Below are 20,198 nucleotides of genomic sequence, written 5' to 3' on the forward strand. Positions count from 1 at the left end.
TGCAGCCCCCGTGGCCCGTGCGGTCTGCCCGTGCGCGTGGTCTGCGACACCGCTGCGGGGAGGCGCGATACTCGTGCTGGTCCTTGCGCTCGCGGCCTGCGCCACCCCGGCGCCGCGGGACGCGGCGGCACCGGTGCCGGAGGCCGCCTCCTCCGGGTCCGATGCGGCTGCGCCGGAGGTGGCCCCTGAGGCCGATTTCGGGACGACGCCTACCGCGGCCCTGACTCTGGCGCAGCAGGCCGAATCGGCGCGCCAGGCGGGGGACACCGCGCGCGCGGAGCAGCGACTCGAGCGCGCGCTGCGGATTGCCCCGCGCGATCCCGGGCTGTGGCACCAGATGGCGGCGCTGCGCCTGGACCAGCAGCGTTTTCAGCAGGCCGAGCGCCTGGCCGCGCGTTCGCTGCAGATGGCGGGGGATGGCGATCGCGAACTGGCCCTGCGCAACTGGCGGGTGATCCTGGAGGCCCGCGAGGCCCAGGGCGACGCGGGCGGCGCCGAAGAGGCGCGCGAGGCCATCCAGCGTCTGGAAGCCGACATTGTCTGACGCATCCGATCCGACCCCCGTCGCATCCGCGGCGGTGCGCGCGCTGAGCCCTGGGGGCGAGATTGCCGAGGCCGTCGAGGGCTTTCGTCCGCGCGCGCCACAGCAGCAGATGGCGCTGGCCGTGGAGAACGCCCTGGCCACCGCGCCGGGCGCCCTGCTGGTGGAGGCGGCCACCGGCGTGGGCAAGACCTTCGCCTACCTGGTGCCGATCCTGCAGTCGCGTCGTCGTGCCCTGATATCGACCGGGACCAAGACGCTGCAGGACCAGCTGTTCGAACGCGATCTGCCCGTGGTCTGCGAGGCCCTCGGGTATCGCCCGCGCGCGGCGCTGCTGAAGGGGCGCGCCAACTACCTGTGTCATTACCGACTGGAACTGGCGGCAGCCGAGGCTGGCGGTGCCAGGGATGGCTCCGTGCAGCGCGAACGCCTGCCGGTGATCGAGGCGCTGCAGCGCTTTGCGCGAACCAGCGACACCGGCGACCTCGGCCAGGCGGGCATCCTGGCCGAGGATTCGCTGCTGTGGCCGCAGGTGACCTCCACCGTGGACAACTGCCTCGCGGGGGAGTGTCCCAGTTACAACGACTGTTTCGTGGTGCAGGCGCGCAAGCGGGCTCAGGAGGCGGACGTGGTGGTGGTGAACCATCATCTGCTGCTCGCGGACATGGCCCTGAAGGAAGAGGGCTTTGGCGAGCTGCTGCCGGAGGTGGATGCCGTGATCGTGGACGAGGCGCACCAGCTGCCCGATATCGCGGGATCCTTCTTCGGCGTCGCGGTGGGTACCCGGGCCCTGAAGGAGCTGGCGCGGGATGCCCGGCGCGAGCAGGAACAGCACGCCCCGGAGATGCTGGATATTCGCCAGCGGATCGCGGAACTGGAGGCCTGTGTGGGCGATCTGCTGGATGCCTCGCGCACCTTGGAGGGTCGTTCCAGCTGGGATGCGATCAACCCGGACGGCGCGCTGGACCCGCTGCTGGATCGTCTGGATGCGTGCCTGGGCTTCACGCGCGACGCGCTTGAGGCCGCGGCACCCCGGGCCCCGGGCCTGGAGCAGTTGCGCGGGCGCAGCGCGCAGCTGCTGGAGCGCCTGCGCGAATGGCGCGAGGACAGTCCCGATACCGTGGCCTGGGCGGAACGCTTCAGCCAGAGCCTGATTCTGCACCGGACACCGCTGGATGCGGCCCGGCCGCTGGCCCAGCGGCGCGCGGCACGGCCGGCGGCCTGGGTGTTCACCTCGGCCACCCTGGCTGTCGGGCATGACTTTGGTCACGCCGCGCGGCGCCTGGGGCTGCCTGCGGATGTGATCAGCGAGCGCCTGGACAGCCCGTTCGATTTCCCGCGGCAGGCCTGTTTGGTGCATCCGCAGCCGCCGCTCCCGAACCCGAACGATGCGGGCTATACCCGGGCCTGTATCGCCTGGGCCTGGCCGCTGCTGCGGGACAATCCGGGAGGGGGCTTTTTCCTGTTTACCAGCCACCGCGCGTTGCGCGAGGCCGCGGCGATCCTGCGTGCCGAGCTACCGCCCGGACGCGAGCTGCTGGTGCAGGGCGAGCAGCCGCGCGGCGATCTGCTGGCGCGCTTTCGCGAGTCGGGCAATGCCTGGCTGCTGGGGGCGCACAGCTTCTGGGAGGGCGTGGACATCCGTGGCGAGGCGCTGTCGGTGGTGATCATCGACCGCCTGCCATTCGCATCCCCGAGTGACCCGGTGCTGCAGGCGCGGGCCTCGGCGCTTGAGGCGGAGGGGCGTTCGCCGTTCATGGAGTTCACCCTGCCGCAGGCGGTGCTCGCCCTGAAGCAGGGGGCCGGGCGTCTGATCCGGGATGCCGATGACGCCGGGATCCTGGCCCTGTGCGATCCGCGCCTGACCGGAAAGTCGTACGGACGCCGATTCCTGGACAGCCTGCCGGCCTTTCACCGGACCTGGGAGCCGGCCAGTGCGCTGCACTTCCTGGCCCAGGCACGGGAGCGTGACACATGCGTCTGATTGCCATCGAGACGGCCAGCGAACAGTGCTCGGCCGCGCTGTATCTGGACGGCACCATCTATGCGCTGCGCGAGCGTGCGGCGCGTCGTCACGGCGAGCTGATCCTGGGGCAGATCGAACAGTTGCTGGAGGCGGCGGGCGTTGATCGCAGCAGTCTCGACGGTATCGCCGTGGGGCGCGGCCCGGGGGCCTTTACCGGGGTTCGGCTGGGGCTGGGCGTGGCGCAGGGCATCGCCTTTGCGCTGGACCGCCCGGTGGTGCCGGTTTCCACGCTGCAGGCCCTGGCGCAGCAGGCGCTGCGCGGCGGGGCACGTCCGACGGCGGTGCTGGCCGGGCTGGATGCGCGCATGGGTGAGGTGTACTGGGCGCTATGTCCGGTCCAGGGTGATCGTGTGCTGCCGGCTTCGGAGCAGGTCGATGCGCCGGCGGACCTACGACCGCAATGGCCGGACGGCGGGCGTTTCGCGCTGGGCTCGGCCTTTGCCGCGTATCCCGATCTGGCGCCGGCGCTGGGGCTGGAGGCGAGTCAGGTCGACGCGCACGCCCTGCCGGATGCACACGATGTCGCACTGCTGGCGGTGGACGCCTGGGAGCGGGGTGAGGCGGTGGCGCCCGAGGAGGCCCAGCCCGTCTATGTGCGCGATGATGTCGCTCGCCCGGGGCCAGCGCGATGAATACTGACATGCGTGGATTCGAGACCCCGTATCCCTGGCAGCCGCCGCTGATTGCGACGGTTAAGGGACGCCCAGAGGATTTCCGGGTCGAGGAGCTTTCCGCCACTGTGCCCGAGGGGGCGGGAGAACATGTCTGGCTCGAGATCGAGAAGACCCTGCTGAACAGCGAGGATGTCGCGGTCTGGCTGGCGCGGGAGTCCGGCGCCGGGCGTGGCCGTGTGAGCTACGCCGGGCGCAAGGATCGGCATGCCGTTACCCGGCAGTGGTTCAGTGTGCAATGCCCGCCGGAGGCCGAGCCGGACTGGACCCGACGCGCCGAGGACTGGAATGCCGCGCGCGCCGCTGCCGGTGACGAGGGGGTGATGCGGGTGCTGTCCGTGGCGCGGCATGCCCGCAAGCTGCGTACCGGTCACCTGCGGGGCAACCGCTTTGATATCCGGCTGGCCGACGTGGAGGGGGACCGCGCGGCCGCCGAGACCATTCTTGCGGCTATCCGTGCCGGAGGTCTGCCCAATTACTTCGGTGTCCAGCGTTTCGGGCATGACAATCTGTCCCGGGCGCGGGCCTGGCTGGGTGGCGGGCGCGCCCCGCGCAGTCGCAATCAGCGCAGTCTGCTGCTGTCGGCGGCGCGCTCGGCGATCTTCAACGCAGTGCTTGCCGAGCGGGTGCGCCGGGGCGACTGGGATCATCTGCTGGCGGGAGATGTCGCCAACCTGGAGGGGTCCGGGAGCGTGTTCGCCGTGACCGAGGTGGATGCCGAACTGGAGGCCCGCGCGGCGCGCCTGGATGTGCATCCCACCGGCCCGCTGTGGGGGCGGGGTGCGATGCAGACCGGGGGCGAGGTGGAGGCCATGGAGGCCCGTATTGCGGCGCGCGAGCCCGCGCTTGCGGCGGGGCTGGAGAGTGCCGACGTAAAGGCGGCGCGGCGGCCCCTGCGGATGGTTCCGGGCGCCGTTGCATGGCACTGGGAGGGTGATGACCTGTTGCTTTCGCTGGAACTGGGGCCGGGTGAGTACGCGACCGGGGTGCTCGATGCCGTCTGCACGCCGCGCGCGAGCGACGCTGGCTGAGCGCCTTTCGCTATTGCGTCAGGCCGAGCTCTTGAGCTGACGTTCGGCGCGCTCGGCGCGCTGCTCGGCCTCGATCCGGTCGGTGATGTCCTTCTGGATGCCGATGTAGTAGGTGAGGCGGTCTTCGTCGTTGAACACCGGGGTCAGCGACAGCTCGTTCCAGAACAGGCTGCCATCCTTGCGGTAGTTGCGCAGGATCACGCGGCACGGCCGGTTTTCCTCGATGGCCTCGCGGATCTGACGGCGAACTTCCTGATCGGTGTCCTCGCCCTGCAGGAAGCGGCAGTCGCGATACAGGATCTCTTCCGAGCGATAGCCGGTCAGTTCCTCGAACGCGCGGTTCACGTAGATGAGGATGTTGTCGTCGCCCTCGCGCTCGGCGATTACGATGCCGTCGTTGGAGGCGTCCACGGCGAGGGCGAGAAGTTCGGCGTCAATCGTTCGCGTCATAAAGGGATCGGTACGAAGTTTGGTGCAGGAGCGGCAGGTCCGGCCGGGCCGCAGGCCTGCCGTGCTGGTATGGCATGAAAATAGCACGTTCGCGGGCGTTTGTATCCAGCCTGCGCCCTTCACGTGGGTGCTGTGCCCATAGAAAAGGCCGCCCGAAGGCGGCCCTTGCGATCATGCGTGCCGCGGGTGCATGTCCCGGGCTACATCTCCTGGGTCACGGTGAAGGCGCCGCGCACCTGACCTTCGCTGTAGCCCGTCGCGCGATCATCGGGGTACAGGCGTTCCAGGGCGTGCTTGACGTCACCGCTGACGTCGGAGCCGTGGCAGGCCAGGCAGGCCCCGCCGGTCGGGATGGCAGCCATGAAGCGGAACTTGGGTTCGCCGTCATCGGACTCGACCACGCCGAAGCGCGGCGGCAGATCCGGCGCCGGGGTGCCGGCCGCATGCTGGGCCTCGAAGCCCTGCAGAGTCAGCCGTTCCCAGCGGTCCGGGGCGTTGTCCGGGTTGCGCAGCTTGAGGCTGGTACGCCCGATGTCGATGCCGGTCTCCGCGGAGATGTCACGGGCAATCGCCGGGGCGCGCTCGTTGCAGACCTGGATCGCCTCGGTCGGGCCGCCCGACTGCATGGCGGCCATCAGCTCGCCCTGCAGGGTGCTGGCGAACTTCTGGATGGCCTCGCGGTTCGCGGCGATGCGCTCCTGCAGGTCTTCCTGGCTGAGCTGTGGCATCGGGCTGTCGGCGCTCGCGGTACCGCTGCCAAGCGTGAAGGCCAGCAGGCCGAGGGCCAGGGGGGCAAGCTTCCGATTCTTCATGACAATTCCTCGCAGTGCAGTGTCCGTTGCGTCCTGTACCTTTACAAGAGCTATACAAAGCTTGGACCGGTTGTCGAATAAATGCAAGGGCGGGCGTAGGGGATTGCGACTGCGTCCACAGCGAACCACGCACGCCAACCACTAGAACCAAGATTCAGTCTAAGCATGCAGATCGCAAAATGCGAATATATCGAACGGCGTATGTGAGTCTGCCGTTTGTCCCGGTCGGAACGGCCACGAAGGGCGGGATTCAGCGCCCGCTGGCGTCCGGATTGCGGGGCCGCTTGAGCAGGACATAGACGGCGCCGGTGCCGCCGTCGGTCGGGCGGGCGGAGCAGAAGGCGAGCACGTCGTCGCGCTGGCGCAGCCAGTGATCGGTCAGCCCCTTGAGCACCGGTCCCTGCTGGCGCGAGCGCAGGCCCTTGCCGTGCACGATGCGCACGCACAGGGCGCCGTTGCGGCGGGCGTCATCCAGGAACAGCCCGACCGCGCGGCGTGCCTCGTTGGCAAACAGTCCGTGCAGGTCGAGTTCGTCCTGGATGCGGTAGTGGCCGCCGCGCAGCTTGCGAAACACACGCTGGCTGATGCCCGGGCGTGCGAAGCGGAGTTCATCGCCAGGCTGCAGATCAGCCGTGCTGAGCGGGTCGCTGAGCCAGTCGGCGTGGGCCCGGGCCTCGTCGGCGTCGCGCTGGCGTGCGCGCGCTGCCGGACGCGGGGGACGCACGTCGGCCTGATCGCTGTGCAGCCGGCGTACGTTGCCGACCGCCTGCAGGAATTCGTCGAAATCGTTGGGATCGTCCCCGGAGTTCATGGCAGGATACTCGCACTTTTCGGGGGGCGGACGCGATTGCGGGGGTCCGCGGGTGTGGATGGCGATCAGCAGCCTCCCGGTTTCCAGTATATTGAGAGCCCGCTCAACGGCCTGTTCCTGCATGCGCATTCTGGTAAGTAACGACGATGGAATTCACGCCCCGGGCATCCAGTGCCTGGCGACCCACCTGCGCCGGATCGCGGAGGTTTCGGTGGTCGCCCCGGATCGTGACCGCAGTGGCGCCAGCAACAGCCTGACGCTGGTTCGCCCGCTGCGGGCGCGGCATCTGCAGGGGGGCGATGTGCAGGTCGATGGCACCCCGACCGATTGCGTGCACCTGGCGATTACCGGCCTGCTGGAGCGCGAGCCCGACGTGGTGATTTCGGGCATCAATGCGGGTGCCAACATGGGCGATGACGTGCTCTATTCCGGCACGGTGGCGGCGGCGATGGAGGGGCGCTTCCTGGGGCTGCCCGCGATCGCGGTATCCCTGGTGGGCACCGAGCTGCGGCATTACGACGCCGCAGCCAGTGTCGTGGTCGAACTGCTGGACCGCATCCATCGCGTGCCGCTGCCCGCGGCGACGATTCTCAATGTCAATGTCCCGGACCTGCCGCGCAGCGAGATCCGAGGGGTGCAGGCGACCCGGCTGGGTCACCGGCACCGGGCGGAGCCGATGATCGCGGACACGGACCCGCGCGGCCGGCCGATCTACTGGGTCGGGCCCGCGGGTTCGGAGCAGGACGCGGGACCCGGCACCGATTTTCATGCCGTGCGCGAGGGGTATGTCTCGATCACGCCGATTCAGGTGGATCTGACCCGCTTTGATGCTATCGATACCGTGGGGCGCTGGCTGGATGATTCCCTGCCGGAGGCTGGCCATGGTGCCTGATGCCGCTGGCGCCGGCCTGACTTCCCAGCGTGCCCGGGACCGTCTTGTCCGCCTGCTGGAGGGGCAGGGGATCCGGGACCCGCGGGTGCTGGAGGTGATGCGGACGCTTCCGCGGCACCTGTTTGTCGAAGAGGCGCTGCGTCACCGAGCCTACGAAAACACGGCGCTGCCGATCGGCCACCGCCAGACGATCTCGCAGCCGTTCATCGTGGCGCGCATGACCGAGGCGCTGCTGGAAGGCGGGCCATTGCGTACGGTGCTGGAGGTCGGCACAGGCTCGGGCTATCAGGCCGCGGTGTTGGCGCAGCTCGTGGACCGGGTGTACTCGGTGGAGCGGATCCAGGCGCTGAGCCGCAATGCCCGCGAGCTGCTGAGCCGACTGGGCATCAACAACGTGAACCTGCGCCACAGCGATGGCGGCGAGGGCTGGCCGGAACGCGCGCCATTCGACGGCATCATCCTGACGGCCGCACCGCGGGAGGTGCCGGAGGCCCTGCTGACCCAGCTGGCGCCCGGCGGGCGGCTGGTCGCCCCGGTGGAGTCCGGGGGTGGACGCCAGCAGCTGGTGCGCTACACGCGCACCGAAGAGGCCTTCGTGCGCGACATTCTCGATGCGGTGCTGTTCGTGCCGATGCTGCCGGGGGCCGAGCAGTGACCCCGGCGCGCGGGCAGGGGCCGCTGCCGGCGGGTTCCAGGCGTGTCTGAACGGTCCGGGGTGGCGGGGGACGGATGAAGCTCTTCGAGCCGCTATACGACCGGGTGATGGGCTGGTCGCGTCATCGTCATGCCCCACGCTATCTGGCGGGACTGTCGTTCGCCGAGTCTTCGTTCTTTCCCGTGCCTCCGGATGTGATGCTGGCCCCCATGGCCGCAGCACGCCCGGCTTCGGCCTGGCGCCTGGCCGCGCTGACCACCGTGTTCTCCGCCCTGGGGGGCGTGCTGGGCTACGTGATCGGGTGGCTGGCCTTCGAGTGGATCGGGCCGTGGCTGGAACAGATCGGCTATGGCGGGGAGCTCGAGCAGGCCGAGACATGGTTTGCGACCTGGGGCGTGTGGGTGGTTCTGGTGGCGGGTTTTTCCCCGGTTCCCTACAAGCTGTTCACGGTGACGGCGGGTGCGCTGTCCATGGCCCTGCTGCCGTTCGTGATCGCGTCACTGGTGGGCCGGGGGCTGCGCTTTTTCCTGGTGGCACTGGTCATGGCCTGGGCCGGGCCGAGGGCCGAGCACTACCTGCGGCCGTACATGGAACGCCTCGGCTGGGCGGGTGTGTTCCTGCTGGTGGCCGCGATGGCGATCTACCTGGTAATGGACTGATGCGGCGGCCTGCCGTACAGATCCTGCTGGCCGGCCTGCTACTGATACTGGTGGCGGGATTGGTTACGGGCTGTGCGGCGCGGGCGCCCAGCGGCGCATCCATGCCGGACACGCATGTGGTCCAGCGCAACGAGACGCTGTACCGCATCGCCCAGCGCTATGGCCTGGAATGGCGCGATCTGGCCGAGCGCAATGCCATTGGCGCTCCCTACCTGATCTACCCGGGGCAGCGTCTGCGCCTGCGCGGCGCGGCGCGCGCGACCCCTCCTCCGGCCCCGCAGCGTTCGTCCACCCAGACGGCCGGGCAGACCGGGGGCGCAAGCACCCAGCAACAGCGGGAGAGCACGCCGTCGTCCACCGGTTCCAGTCCGTCGTCGGCACCCGCAAGCCCTCCGGCCGCGCGTGATCCCGGTGGCTGGCGCTGGCCGGCTGATGGCGAAGTGCTGCGAGCGTACTCCAGTAGCGGTACGCGGCGGGGGCTGGCAATCGGCGGTGAACGCGGAGATGACGTTCGGGCAACGCGGGCCGGGGAGGTGGTCTATGCAGGTGGCGGCCTCGTGGGGTATGGTCGATTGATCATCCTCAAGCACGACGATCGTTTTCTCAGTGCCTACGGGCATAACGACGAACTGCTGGTAGCCGAGGGTGATCAGGTACAGGCGGGCGAGACGATTGCGCGTCTGGGCTCGTCGGGAGCCGAGCGCCCGATGTTGCACTTCGAGATCCGAGTGGATGGGACGCCGGTGGATCCGGCGCGATATCTCCCGGACCGCTGACTCGAGCAAGAGCAGGACACTACATGGCCAAGACCCGGCAGCCGGTGAATCCGGAACTGGACGACGACAGCCTGATGCCGGACCGCGTATCCGGCGATACCGCAGCCAGCGAGCCTGAAGACCTGGCCAGTGCTGCGGATGTGGTCGATGATCCCGAAGCGGCAGAGGGCGAGGCCGACCCGGTCGCGGCCAGCGCCGAACCGGAGCCGGAAGACGAGGCCCCGGCCCGCCCGCGCACGCTGCGTGATGCCCGGCCCGCCGAGCTGGATGCAATCCAGATCTACCTGCGTGATATCGAATACCGCCCGCTGCTGACCCCCGAGGAAGAACGCAAATACGCCCGCCTGGCGCGCGACGGCGACGAGTCGGGGCGTCGCCGCATGATCGAATGCAATCTGCGTCTGGTGGTGAAGATTGCCCGGCGTTACCTGAATCGCGGCCTGCCGCTGCTCGATCTGATCGAGGAGGGCAATCTCGGGCTGATGCACGCGGTGGAGAAATTCGACCCGGAGCGCGGCTTCCGCTTCTCCACCTACGCCACCTGGTGGATCCGTCAGACCATCGAGCGTGCCCTGATGAATCAGGCACGCACGATTCGCATCCCGGTGCATGTGAGCAAGGAGCTGCGCATGCATGCGCGGGTTGCGCGCAACATGACGCAGGAACTGGGCCGCGACCCGACCGAGGACGAACTGGCCCAGCGTCTGGGCAAACCGGTGGCGGATATCCAGAAACTGCGGGCGATGTCGGAACCTTCGACATCCATGGACCTGCCCTCGGGACCGGATGGCGACCGCTCGCTGACCGACATCCTCGCCGACGTGAATGCCCCGGAGCCATCCATGCTGCTGGAAGATCAGGATATCCAGCACTTGGTGGAGGCATGGCTGGGCGAGCTGGACTACAAGCAGCGCGAGGTGCTGGTGCGTCGTTTCGGCCTGCATGGGTTCGAGCGTTCGACGCTGGAGCAGGTTGGTGCGGAGATCGGTGTGACCCGCGAGCGGGTGCGTCAGATCCAGATGGACGCCCTCAAGCGCCTGCGCAAGCTGCTGGAATCGCGCGGGATGAAGGGCGACGAGGTGTTGCCCAACTCCTGATTCCTAGTCGTTGCCGTCGATGATCAGCGCCGCGGCCACATCGCGGCCCTCGGCCATGATCAGGTTGTAGGTCCGGCAGGCGGCGGCGGTATCCATGATTTCCACCCCCATGCCCTGCTCACGCAGGTGGCGCCAGAGCGCGCGGTCGGGAAACCGCTGCTGCAGGCCGGTCCCGATCAGCAGGACCTCCGGTGGGGCGTCCAGTACCGGCTGCAAGTGCTGCAATTCCAGATTTTGCACCGCGTCGACCGGCCACTGCGCCTGCAGTGCGTTCGGGCGCACGATCAGGCTACGCGTGTAGGCGACCTGGTTGATCCCTACCTTCCCGGGCTCGTAGCCGGTGACGATATAGAATTCGTCGCTGGTGACTTCGGAAAACAGCATGCCGTTACGCTACTCCGCGGGGCGAAATCTCTCAAGAATCCGCCCGTGGTCAGGGTCTGTCCGGGACGGTCGATTCGTTGACAGGTGCAGGTCCGGGTTATACTTTGGCGCGTTTTCCGGTGCGGCACCCGGAGGGTCCGTCGAAACGCCTGCGCGTGTTTCCGGATGCCCCCGCAAAGCGCCGCAGGCCCCAACCCGGCCCCAACCAGGACCCATACCCGTGACCGACGCCTTCCCCCGTATCGAGCGCCTTCCTCCCTACGTCTTCAACATCGTGAACCAGTTGAAGGCCGAGGCCCGAGCCCGCGGCGAGGACATCATCGACTTCGGTATGGGCAACCCGGATCAGCCGACGCCGCAGCACATCGTGGACAAGCTGTGCGAGGCGGCGCAGCGGGGTGATACCCATCGCTATTCCGTATCCAAGGGCATCCCGCGTCTGCGCCGGGCGATCACCCGCTGGTACAAGACGCAGTTCGACGTGGACCTGGACCCGGAGACCGAGGCGATCGTGACCATCGGCTCAAAGGAGGGGCTGGCGCACCTGGCCCTGGCCACGCTGGGGCCGGGCGATGCGGTGCTGGTGCCGAACCCGGCCTATCCGATCCATCCCTATGGCTGCGTGATCGCCGGGGCGGATGTACGTCACGTGCCGCTGACCCCGGACGTGAATTTCTTCGCCGAGCTGGAGCGGGCGATACAGGATTCCTGGCCCAAGCCGAAGATGCTGATCCTGAACTTCCCGGCCAACCCGACCACGCAGTGCGTGGATCGCGAATTCTTCGAGCGGGTGGTGGCGATCTGCAAGGAACACGGCATCTGGATCGTGCATGACCTTGCCTATGCCGAGATCAGCTTCGATGGCTACAAGGCCCCGTCGATCTTTGAAGTACCGGGCGCCAAGGACATCGCGGTGGAGTTCTACACCCTGTCCAAGACCTACAACATGCCGGGCTGGCGGGTCGGCTTTATGTGCGGCAACCCGACCCTGGTGGCGGCACTGGCGCGCATCAAGTCGTATCTGGACTACGGCACCTTTACCCCGATCCAGGTGGCCGCGATCGCCGCTCTGGAGGGCCCGCAGGACTGCGTCGAGGAGATCCGCGAACTCTACCGGGTGCGCCGCGACGTGCTGTGCGAGGGGCTGAACAAGCTGGGCTGGCAGGTGGAAAAGCCGAGGGCGACGATGTTTGTGTGGGCTCCGATCCCGGAGCCCTACCGCGAGATGGGTTCGCTGGAGTTCGCCAAGAAGCTGCTGCGGGATGCCAAGGTGGCGGTCTCGCCGGGGGTCGGCTTCGGCAACTACGGCGACGACCACGTGCGTTTCAGCCTGATCGAAAACGAGCAGCGCACCCGCCAGGCCTTGCGCGGAATCAAGGCGATGTTTCGCGCCGATTCCATCCTTGCGGATGCGGCGCCGGCATCGGCCGCACCCGGTCAGACGCAGTAGTCACCACACCGTTATTGGGAACATGCCGGGCCGGAGGAACGGGCCCGGCGCAATTTGAGCAAAGGGTTATATGACGCCGGTAAAGATCGGAATTCTGGGGCTGGGAACGGTAGGTTGCGGCACGGTCAACGTGCTCGAGCGCAACGGGACCGAGATTGCTCGCCGCGCCGGACGCGGTATCGAGGTGGTGGCGGCCGCCGCCCGTGACATCGAGCGTGAACGCGACTGCGACTGTTCCGGTATCCGCCTGACGACGGACCCGGCCGCAGTGGTCAGCGACCCCGAGGTCGAGGTCGTTGTGGAACTGATGGGCGGCACCGACCCGGCGCTGAACCTGGTGCTGGCGGCCATCGACGCCGGCAAGCACGTGGTCACGGCGAACAAGGCCCTGATTGCACTGCATGGCAACGCGATCTTCGAGCGCGCGCAGCAGCGCGGCGTGATGGTGGCGTTCGAGGCGGCCGTGGCCGGGGGCATCCCGATCATCAAGGCCATCCGCGAGGGCCTGGCCGGCAACCAGATCGAATGGCTGGCCGGGATCATCAACGGCACCGGTAACTTCATCCTGAGCGAGATGCGCGACAAGGGCCGTGATTTCGACGACGTGCTCGCCGAGGCCCAGGCGCTGGGCTATGCCGAGGCCGATCCGACCTTCGATGTCGAGGGGATCGACGCGGCGCACAAGCTGGCGATCCTGGCGTCCATTGCCTTCGGCATTCCGCTGCAGTTCGATCGGGTGGCGGTGGAGGGCATCAGTGGCATCACCCGCGAGGATGTCGGCTTTGCGGCCGAGCTGGGCTACCGCATCAAGCACCTGGGCATCGCCCGGCGCACGCCAAAGGGGTACGAACTGCGGGTGCACCCGACGCTGATCCCGGAGCGCCGGCTGATCGCCAACGTGGATGGTGTGATGAACGCGGTCCTCGTCAATGCCGACGCCGTCGGCCCGACGCTGTACTACGGCGCGGGTGCGGGCGCGGAGGCCACGGCCTCGGCCGTGGTCGCCGATCTGGTCGATGTGGTGCGGGCCCTGACCACCGACCCGGAGAACCGGGTGCCGCATCTGGCCTTCCAGCCGGACGCGCTGTCGGACCGACCGGTGCTGGATCTGGCCGAGGTGGAGACCTCCTTCTACCTGCGCCTGCGTACCCTTGATCGCCCGGGCGTGCTCGCCGACATCACCCGCATCCTCGGCGAACACGGCATCAGCATCGAGGCAATCCTGCAGCGCGAGCCGGACCCGGAGCGTGGCGAGGCCACGATCATCATGCTCACGCACAAGGTGCGCGAGGGGGCGATGATGGAGGCGATTGCCGCGCTCGAGGCGCTGGATCACCTGCTGACCCCGATTACCCGTATCCGCATGGAAGGGCTGGCGCGCTGATCCTGGCGCCCGGACTGCAACCGCAACGACAGAGAACATCATGGCCTTTGGACACCGCTATACCGGACTGATCGAGCGTTACCGCGACCGCCTGCCGGTGCATGACGACACCCGCATCATCTCGCTGGGCGAGGGCAACACGCCGCTGATCCGGCTGAACAACATCCCGCGCGAACTCACCCGCGAGGTCGAGATCTACGTGAAGTTCGAGGGCCTGAACCCGACCGGGTCGTTCAAGGATCGCGGCATGACCATGGCCGTGACCAAGGCGGTCGAAGAGGGCTCGCGGGCGATTGTCTGCGCCTCGACCGGCAACACCTCGGCCGCTGCGGCCGCGTATGCCGCGCGCGCCGGGATTACCGCGTTTGTGGTAATCCCGGACGGCAAGATTGCCATGGGCAAGCTGGCGCAGGCGATGATGCACGGCGCGACGGTGATCCAGATCGAGGGCAACTTCGACGACGGCATGCGCCTGGTGAAGGAGGTGGCCTCGAACACGCCGGTCACGCTGGTGAACTCGGTCAACCCGTATCGCCTGCAAGGGCAGAAGACCGCGGCCTTCGAGATCGTCGAAGAGCTGGGCCGGGCCCCGGACTATCACTGCCTGCCAGTAGGGAACGCCGGCAACATCACCGCGCACTGGATCGGCTACAGCGAAATGGCGGCGAAGGCCAGCGATGACGTGACCGAGGCCTGTGCCTACTGCAAGGGGCACTGCAAGTATGCCGGTGGCGGCATGGTGGGTAATCGTCCGCACATGGTCGGATACCAGGCGGCCGGCTCCGCGCCCTTCATGCGCGGCGCGATGGTCGACAACCCGGATACCGTGGCGACCGCGATCCGGATCGGGCATCCGCAGTCCTGGGACATGGCCTGGAAGGTGCGCGAGGAATCCGACGGCTGGTTCGACGAATGTCAGGACGATGAAATCCTGGCCGCGCAGAAGCTGCTGGCCGAGCGCGAGGGGGTCTTCTGCGAACCGGCCTCGGCGGCCTCTCTTGCGGGTGCGCTGCGTGATATCCGCGATGGCAAGATCCGCGAGGGTTCGACCGTGGTCTGCACGCTGACCGGCAACGGCCTGAAGGACCCGGATACTGCGATCGCCCAGAGCGTAGTGCAGCCGACCAAGGTTCCGGCCGAGCTGGACGCGGTATCGCGCGCCATTCGCGACAACCTGTCCTGACGACAGCGCCTCCCTGGGAGGCGCGGCGCGGGATCAGGGCTTGCTGCGCAGGTCCAGGTCGAACAGGGTGTCGGCCCCCAGACGAAAGATTCGGCACGGCGGACGCAGTGCCTGATCGAGATTCTCGATCTCGGGCAGGCTGATGCCGGGGCGCCCGGACCCGATCAGCATCGGGGCGATGGTCAGGTGCAGGCGGTCCAGGGTGTCGGTCTCGAGGAACCGCGAGACGGTCTTGCCGCCACCCTCGATCAGGAGGCGGTGCAGGCCGGCGGTGGCCAGGCGGTCACGGATTTCGGCTGGCGCAAAGCGCCCGTCACGCCCCGTGGGGATCTCCATGCATTCGACGTGTGCGGGCATGTTGCAGGGCCCGAAGCCCGCTGCGTGCAGGACGAGTGTTTTGACCTCGGCATGCTGGAAGACGTGGGCCTCCGGGCGAATGCGCCCGTCCGGGTCGAGGATCACGCGCACCGGGTGATCGCCCTCGGCCTTGCGTACGGTCAGACGCGGGTCGTCGGCGACGACCGTGCCGGCACCCACGACCACCGCGTCCACCAGGGCGCGCAGTCGGTGCAGGTGTTCGATGTCCTCGGGGCCGGTGACGAACTGCGAATGCCCGCTATGCGTGGCAATGCGGCCATCCAGGCTCTGCCCGAGCTGGGCGACGGTGATGCTCCTCGCTTCCACGATTGGCCCGTACAGGTCGAGCAGGTCATGGGCGGCCGGTGCCAGTGGGCCGGGCAGGGGGCAGCAGCCGGGGTCGGCGCGGCGGGCCAGCAGCCAGCGCCAGGCCTGTTCCTCGGAGACGGGATAGGCCGTCATGCCGCGAAAACCGGGGTTTCGGGACCGCGAGTCGCCAGTTGCGGTACGCTACGGGCAAGTGTGATCCGTCCGGTCGGGACGGGGGTCCGGGCCGGGGAATTCGCGGTTCGCGGGCTGGTCATAAACTAAACTCCCTATGGAAACACCCGATGCACAACGCCGATCGCGGGATCTTTGATCTTCGACGGGGCCATCCGGTCCTGGTCAGTGGTTCGCAGTCGAGTGTACTCGTTGCGGCCGTCGAGGGTCTGACCCCCGTGCTGCTGGATCGCTTGACCCATATGACCGGGTCGGCGCCTCGCCTGATTCTAACGGCGCACCGCGCCTCTGCAATGGGCTGGTCGGAACCCCTGGCTCAGGGCTGGGAGGGCGTGGCGCTGGAGTTCGCCCCGGATACCGAGCCGGAGGCGCTGTTTACTCTGGCGAGTGCCCCCGAGGCCTCGAACGAGGGCGCGCAGCCGGATGCCGCCCTGGGCCACCCAAGCGTGACCCGTGCCCTGCCGGCGGAGGTCGCCGCACTGGAACTGGTGCGCGCCGGGCGGCTGCTGCCGGCTGTGGTGGCCGCGCGCGTTCCCGACCCGGTGCCCGAGGCAATCGCATCGGCGCTGTCCGATGGCATGTTTCTCGACGTGGACGAGCAGGAGGCGCGTGCGGTGGCCCGGCACCCGCGCCTCGAGCTGGCCTATGTCAGCGAGGCCCCGGTACCGCTCGCGGATGCCCCGGTCACGCGTTTCATGCTGTTCCGCGAGGGCAACGGGATCCTGGAGCATGTTGCGGTGCTGATCGGCGAGCCGCGCGACTGGCCGGATGCGGTGCCGGTGCGGCTGCACTCGGCCTGCCTGACCGGAGACCTGTTCGGGAGCCTGCGCTGCGACTGTGGTGACCAGCTGCGTCTGGGGGTGAAGACCATCAACGAGTCCGGTGGCGGGGTGCTGCTGTATCTGGCCCAGGAGGGCCGCGGGATCGGCCTGGCCAACAAGCTGCGGGCCTACACCATGCAGTCGGCCGGTCTGGACACGATCGACTCCGACTGCCAGCTGGGTTTCGAGGCGGATGGCCGGCGCTACGACGCGGCGGTGGAGATGCTCGAGTTTCTCGGCATCGACAGCGTGCGTCTGCTTACCAACAACCCCGGCAAGATTGACGCGCTGCGTGCGGGCGGCATCGACGTGGTGGCGCGCGAACCGGTGCATGGCAAGCTCAATCCGCACAATCTGCGCTACCTCAGTACCAAGGCCGACCGCGGCGGTCACTGGCTGCAGGAGTTGCTGGCCTCCGAGGCGGAGCGCGGCTAGGGAGACGCTGATTTAATCGCACGTCCGCGCTCGAGTCGCTTTTGCGTGGGAACAAGGCGCGGTGACCGCCGTGCAGTCATTCTGCACAAGGGAGCCGCAACGCCGTGCGCGCGCCCGTTTTCGATCAACAACGGGCGGCCGAGCCCGCTCTTTCAATCACTTGTCGGGTTGGTGCCCCCTGTTCCCCGATCCTGCGTTGCGCCGCTTGCGGGTAGAACCACTACCCGCTGCACGACGCGCCTTGTCTCGGAAAACAGGGGGCGCCAACGCGGACGTGCGATTAAATCAGCGTCTCCCTAGCACAACACGGATCCATCGGCTCGCTGCTGCCTACCGGTGCGAGCGCCTCCATGAATCCCTGTGCCCGGACCTTCCCCGGATCAGGGCACGAGTCGTCCCAGGTCAAAGCGTGCCGTGTCGCGAATGGCGGCGGTCACGGATTCGGCATAGTGGCTGACCAGCGCCCGGCCCAGCTCCGCGGAGGCGGCGCCAGCGTCGCCGACCACCCCGGTCGGATTCAGGTCGCCCGCCATCCAGGCAAAGGCGACGCGGCCTTCCGGCTCCAGGAGTTCGAGTTCATCGGCCAGGGTCGCGCCGAGCGATGCGGCGCTGGTGGCTGCGTCGAGACGGACCTGTTCAGGTGCCAGCGTGAGCATCATGGCCGTTTCGACCAGGCCTCCGTGCAGGCCGTGGCGCTGTTCCTCGAGCGGGATGCCGAGGCTATCCGGCAGCGGTTGGCGGAAATAGTGGTGCTTGGCGACCAGCATGCCCGCCTGCTGGCGCAGGTCGAGGGCGGCGAGGTCGCAGATGGCGGTGTTGCCGCCATGGCTGTTGACCAGCAGCAGGCGGCGAAACCCGCTGCGCGCCACGCTGTGGCCCAGGTCACGCAGGGTTTCCAGTGCGGTCTCGGGGCGCAGCGTCAGGGTGCCGGGAAAGCCCGAGTGTTCGGTGCTGGTGGCGACGCACATCGGCGGCAGGATGAGCCGCGAGGGTTCTTCGCCAAGCCTCGCGTGGGCGGCGGCCAGTAGCCCCAGTCCGATGCGGTAGTCGGTGTCCAGCGGCAGGTGCGGGCCGTGCTGTTCGATCGCCGACAGCGGCAGGATCGCCACCGCATCGCGTTCGGCGTGGGCGGCGATCTCGCGGCTGGTCAGGTTCTGCCACCAGGGGAGCGCATGGGTATCCATGGTTCAAGCCTTGCCGCTGGAGCGTAGGGCGTCAAGGGCGCAGGCGCGCGTAGAGGTCGCCGGAGCCGAGCCGCTCGCCGTGTTCCTCGAGCCAGGCGAGAATGTCGCTGCCGCCCTGCCAGTCGCGGAATTCGTACCCGCGTCGCTCGCCGCGGATCAGGTTGAATTCGTATTCGCCAAGGGCGGCGAGCTGTTGCAGGCAGTCAGCTGTGATCTCGAGGGCCCCGGCCACGAACTCGAAGGACAGTGCGGGCAGCGGGTGGCCCAGTCCGCGCAGTACCTCCGCTTCCAGCCCTTCCACGTCGATCTTGCAGAAACGGGGCATGCCGTATTCCGCGATCAGCTGGTCCAGGGTGATCATCGGAACCGCGATTTCGTCGTCCCAGCGGACGTGCTGGAAACTTCGGTTGCGCTGCCCCAGCGATTGCACCCAGGATCGCGAGACGGAGGAGACCGTGGGGTGGCGGCGACTCACCTGCAGGCGCGCAGTGCCGGGCGATGGCCCGGCGACCTCGCGGCGGATGGCGATGCCCGGGCGACCACGAACCGCGCGGCGCAGCCAGGGCAGCAACTGGGGCTGGGGCTCCAGGGCCACCACGCGTGCCCCGAGGTCCGCGAATGCGCGGGTCCGGTCGCCCACATGGGCGCCAATATCGAAGACCAGGTCCCCCGGATGGACGAACTCGGCATACATGCGCTGCAGGCCGCGCTGGCGCCCCGGGCGACGATAGATGAGCAGCGAGCGCAGGACGCCGATGGTGTGGTCGAGCCAGGCGGTTCTGGATGTGGCTGGCGGGGTAGCGGTCATGCGTGCAGGCTAACCGGTCGCGCGGCGCGGGGGAACGCCGAGAGCCTGTCGGTGTCTTCTGGAAGGCTACGTTGCGCGCGCGACGCGTAACCCCAAACAAGCAGGAGATGCAGATGAACGTGCGCGGGCGATTGTCGGGATGGCTGGGTGTGGGGGTGTTGCTGGGGATGGTACTGGCAGGCCCCGCGTACGCGGACGGCGAGTGTCCGCCCGCAGGCGCCTGGACCACGCCGGGGGGTGAGCCGGTGGACCGCGCGGCGCTGTATGCGGAGCTGGCCACGGCGGATGCGGTGCTGCTCGGCGAGCGCCACGACCGCATGGATCACCACCGCTGGCAGCTGGGCACACTGGCGGCCCTGCACGGTCATCGGCCCGATCTGGTCATCGGGCTGGAGATGCTGCCCCGCTCGAAGCAGCCGGTGCTGGATGCCTGGGTGGCCGGCGAGCTGGACCCCGAGGCCTTTCTGGAGGCGAGTGAGTGGTATACCCACTGGGGATTCGACCCGGCCCTTTACTGGCCCATCCTTCACTTTGCGCGGGTGCATGCGATCCCGCTGCTGGCGCTGAATCTGGAACGCGACAAGATCCGTACCCTGGGCCACGAGGGCTGGGATGCGCTGGACGCCGAGGCGCGCGATGGCGTTTCCGCCCCGGCGGCGGCGAGCGCCGGATACCGCGAATACCTCGAGGCGGTGCTGGAGCGGCACCCGACCGGCATGGGCCCGAACCGTGACCGCTTTATTGCGACTCAGCTGGCCTGGGACCGCATGATGGCGGGCGCAATCGCCAGCCGCATCGAGGCGGGCGGTGAGGAGCCGCCGCTGGTCGCAGCGATCATTGGCTCCGGACACCTGGAATACGGGTACGGGGTACCGCATCAGCTGGCCGACCTGGGGGTCGAGGCTGCGCCGGTGCTGCTCCCGCGCGAGCCGGGCGAATGCGCCGAGTCCGACCCGGCGCTGGCGCGTGCGGTGTTCGGCGTTGCCGCCGACCCGCGTTTCGAGCCAGAAAGGCGAATGCTCGGTGTGCACATCGAGGCGGCCGATCCAGGCGTCCGTATTCTCGGGGTACAGGACGGCTCGGTGGGCGCGGCGGCCGACCTGAAGGCCGGGGATCGCCTGCTGCGGGCCGGTGAGCAGGAGGTGAACGCGGCCGGGGACCTGCAGCGCGTGGTGCGCGGTGTGCAGCCGGGCACCTGGCTGCCGCTTGAAATCGAGCGCGAGGGCGAACGCCTGGAACTCGTCGCGCGCTTCCCGCGGGAGGACTAGCC

At 68.4% G+C, this 20,198-nt stretch carries 21 protein-coding genes; 14 read left to right on the forward strand and 7 right to left on the reverse strand.

The window, feature by feature from the left end:
- The first annotated feature begins 52 nt into the window (after positions 1-52).
- The 4 genes from D000_RS0105015 to truD are packed head-to-tail and all read left to right on the forward strand — an operon-like array spanning position 53 to position 4,269.
- Positions 53-544 (forward strand): tetratricopeptide repeat protein, encoded by a 492-nt coding sequence (locus tag D000_RS0105015; protein WP_026279774.1) that lies wholly within the window; start codon positions 53-55, stop codon positions 542-544.
- Positions 537-2,525 (forward strand): ATP-dependent DNA helicase, encoded by a 1,989-nt coding sequence (locus D000_RS0105020; protein WP_018872444.1) that lies wholly within the window; start codon positions 537-539, stop codon positions 2,523-2,525. The genes D000_RS0105015 and D000_RS0105020 overlap by 8 nt, the downstream gene beginning before the upstream one ends.
- Entirely contained in the window at positions 2,516-3,199 is a 684-nt protein-coding gene (gene tsaB, locus D000_RS0105025; protein ID WP_018872445.1) for a tRNA (adenosine(37)-N6)-threonylcarbamoyltransferase complex dimerization subunit type 1 TsaB, read from the forward strand. The genes D000_RS0105020 and tsaB overlap by 10 nt, the downstream gene beginning before the upstream one ends.
- A complete protein-coding gene (gene truD / locus D000_RS0105030; protein WP_026279775.1) occupies positions 3,196-4,269 on the forward strand; it encodes a tRNA pseudouridine(13) synthase TruD in 1,074 nt (357 codons plus the stop codon). The genes tsaB and truD overlap by 4 nt, the downstream gene beginning before the upstream one ends.
- A gap of 18 nt (positions 4,270-4,287) precedes the next feature.
- Here truD and D000_RS0105035 read toward each other — a convergent pair whose 3' ends face one another.
- The 3 genes from D000_RS0105035 to D000_RS0105045 all read right to left on the reverse strand — a co-directional run bounded on the left by D000_RS0105035 (position 4,288) and on the right by D000_RS0105045 (position 6,342).
- Positions 4,288-4,719 carry a PAS domain S-box protein gene (locus tag D000_RS0105035; protein WP_018872447.1) on the reverse strand — a complete coding sequence of 144 codons (432 nt, stop codon included), beginning with the start codon at positions 4,717-4,719 and terminating at the stop codon, positions 4,288-4,290.
- A 200-nt stretch (positions 4,720-4,919) separates the two neighbouring features.
- Positions 4,920-5,531: a DUF3365 domain-containing protein gene (locus tag D000_RS0105040; protein WP_018872448.1), complete on the reverse strand. Its 612-nt coding sequence runs from the start codon at positions 5,529-5,531 to the stop codon at positions 4,920-4,922.
- Between the two features lie 250 nt (positions 5,532-5,781).
- A complete protein-coding gene (locus tag D000_RS0105045; RefSeq protein ID WP_026279776.1) occupies positions 5,782-6,342 on the reverse strand; it encodes a Smr/MutS family protein in 561 nt (186 codons plus the stop codon).
- A gap of 121 nt (positions 6,343-6,463) precedes the next feature.
- Here D000_RS0105045 and surE point away from each other — a divergent pair, with 121 nt between their 5' ends.
- From surE to rpoS, 5 genes are all read left to right on the forward strand, one after another.
- A complete protein-coding gene (gene surE / locus D000_RS0105050) occupies positions 6,464-7,234 on the forward strand; it encodes a 5'/3'-nucleotidase SurE (RefSeq protein WP_018872450.1) in 771 nt (256 codons plus the stop codon).
- Positions 7,224-7,889 carry a protein-L-isoaspartate(D-aspartate) O-methyltransferase gene (locus tag D000_RS0105055; RefSeq protein ID WP_018872451.1) on the forward strand — a complete coding sequence of 222 codons (666 nt, stop codon included), beginning with the start codon at positions 7,224-7,226 and terminating at the stop codon, positions 7,887-7,889. The genes surE and D000_RS0105055 overlap by 11 nt, the downstream gene beginning before the upstream one ends.
- A gap of 74 nt (positions 7,890-7,963) precedes the next feature.
- A complete protein-coding gene (locus tag D000_RS0105060; protein ID WP_018872452.1) occupies positions 7,964-8,548 on the forward strand; it encodes a YqaA family protein in 585 nt (194 codons plus the stop codon).
- The gene (locus D000_RS0105065; protein ID WP_018872453.1) at positions 8,548-9,324 is read left to right on the forward strand and encodes a peptidoglycan DD-metalloendopeptidase family protein; all 777 of its coding nucleotides are present in this window, start codon (positions 8,548-8,550) and stop codon (positions 9,322-9,324) included. The genes D000_RS0105060 and D000_RS0105065 overlap by 1 nt, the downstream gene beginning before the upstream one ends.
- 23 nt (positions 9,325-9,347) lie before the next feature.
- A complete protein-coding gene (gene rpoS, locus D000_RS0105070) occupies positions 9,348-10,421 on the forward strand; it encodes an RNA polymerase sigma factor RpoS (protein WP_018872454.1) in 1,074 nt (357 codons plus the stop codon).
- Between the two features lie 3 nt (positions 10,422-10,424).
- Here the strand turns inward: rpoS and D000_RS0105075 are convergent, their stop codons facing one another.
- Positions 10,425-10,805 carry an Mth938-like domain-containing protein gene (locus tag D000_RS0105075; RefSeq protein ID WP_018872455.1) on the reverse strand — a complete coding sequence of 127 codons (381 nt, stop codon included), beginning with the start codon at positions 10,803-10,805 and terminating at the stop codon, positions 10,425-10,427.
- 220 nt (positions 10,806-11,025) lie between these two features.
- Here D000_RS0105075 and alaC point away from each other — a divergent pair, with 220 nt between their 5' ends.
- The 3 genes from alaC to thrC all read left to right on the forward strand — a co-directional run bounded on the left by alaC (position 11,026) and on the right by thrC (position 14,822).
- Entirely contained in the window at positions 11,026-12,255 is a 1,230-nt protein-coding gene (gene alaC, locus D000_RS0105080) for an alanine transaminase (RefSeq protein WP_018872456.1), read from the forward strand.
- 70 nt (positions 12,256-12,325) lie between these two features.
- Positions 12,326-13,639: a homoserine dehydrogenase gene (locus tag D000_RS0105085; RefSeq protein WP_018872457.1), complete on the forward strand. Its 1,314-nt coding sequence runs from the start codon at positions 12,326-12,328 to the stop codon at positions 13,637-13,639.
- Positions 13,640-13,679: 40 nt separating this feature from the next.
- Complete coding sequence (thrC, locus tag D000_RS0105090) at positions 13,680-14,822, forward strand: threonine synthase (RefSeq protein ID WP_018872458.1); 1,143 nt, start codon at positions 13,680-13,682, stop codon at positions 14,820-14,822.
- 33 nt (positions 14,823-14,855) lie between these two features.
- Here the strand turns inward: thrC and D000_RS0105095 are convergent, their stop codons facing one another.
- The gene (locus D000_RS0105095; RefSeq protein WP_018872459.1) at positions 14,856-15,641 is read right to left on the reverse strand and encodes a RibD family protein; all 786 of its coding nucleotides are present in this window, start codon (positions 15,639-15,641) and stop codon (positions 14,856-14,858) included.
- Between the two features lie 149 nt (positions 15,642-15,790).
- Between D000_RS0105095 and ribA the strand changes: the two genes are divergently transcribed.
- Complete coding sequence (gene ribA / locus D000_RS0105100; protein ID WP_018872460.1) at positions 15,791-16,936, forward strand: GTP cyclohydrolase II RibA; 1,146 nt, start codon at positions 15,791-15,793, stop codon at positions 16,934-16,936.
- 380 nt (positions 16,937-17,316) lie between these two features.
- Here the strand turns inward: ribA and D000_RS0105105 are convergent, their stop codons facing one another.
- Positions 17,317-18,120 (reverse strand): creatininase family protein, encoded by an 804-nt coding sequence (locus D000_RS0105105; RefSeq protein ID WP_018872461.1) that lies wholly within the window; start codon positions 18,118-18,120, stop codon positions 17,317-17,319.
- Positions 18,121-18,151: 31 nt separating this feature from the next.
- A complete protein-coding gene (locus D000_RS0105110) occupies positions 18,152-18,928 on the reverse strand; it encodes an FkbM family methyltransferase (RefSeq protein WP_018872462.1) in 777 nt (258 codons plus the stop codon).
- A 167-nt stretch (positions 18,929-19,095) separates the two neighbouring features.
- Between D000_RS0105110 and D000_RS0105115 the strand changes: the two genes are divergently transcribed.
- The gene (locus D000_RS0105115; protein WP_231371001.1) at positions 19,096-20,196 is read left to right on the forward strand and encodes a ChaN family lipoprotein; all 1,101 of its coding nucleotides are present in this window, start codon (positions 19,096-19,098) and stop codon (positions 20,194-20,196) included.
- Positions 20,197-20,198: the final 2 nt, after the last annotated feature.

This window comes from Thioalkalivibrio sp. ALJ16 (assembly GCF_000377345.1).
Classification (GTDB): Bacteria; Pseudomonadota; Gammaproteobacteria; order Ectothiorhodospirales; family Ectothiorhodospiraceae; genus Thioalkalivibrio.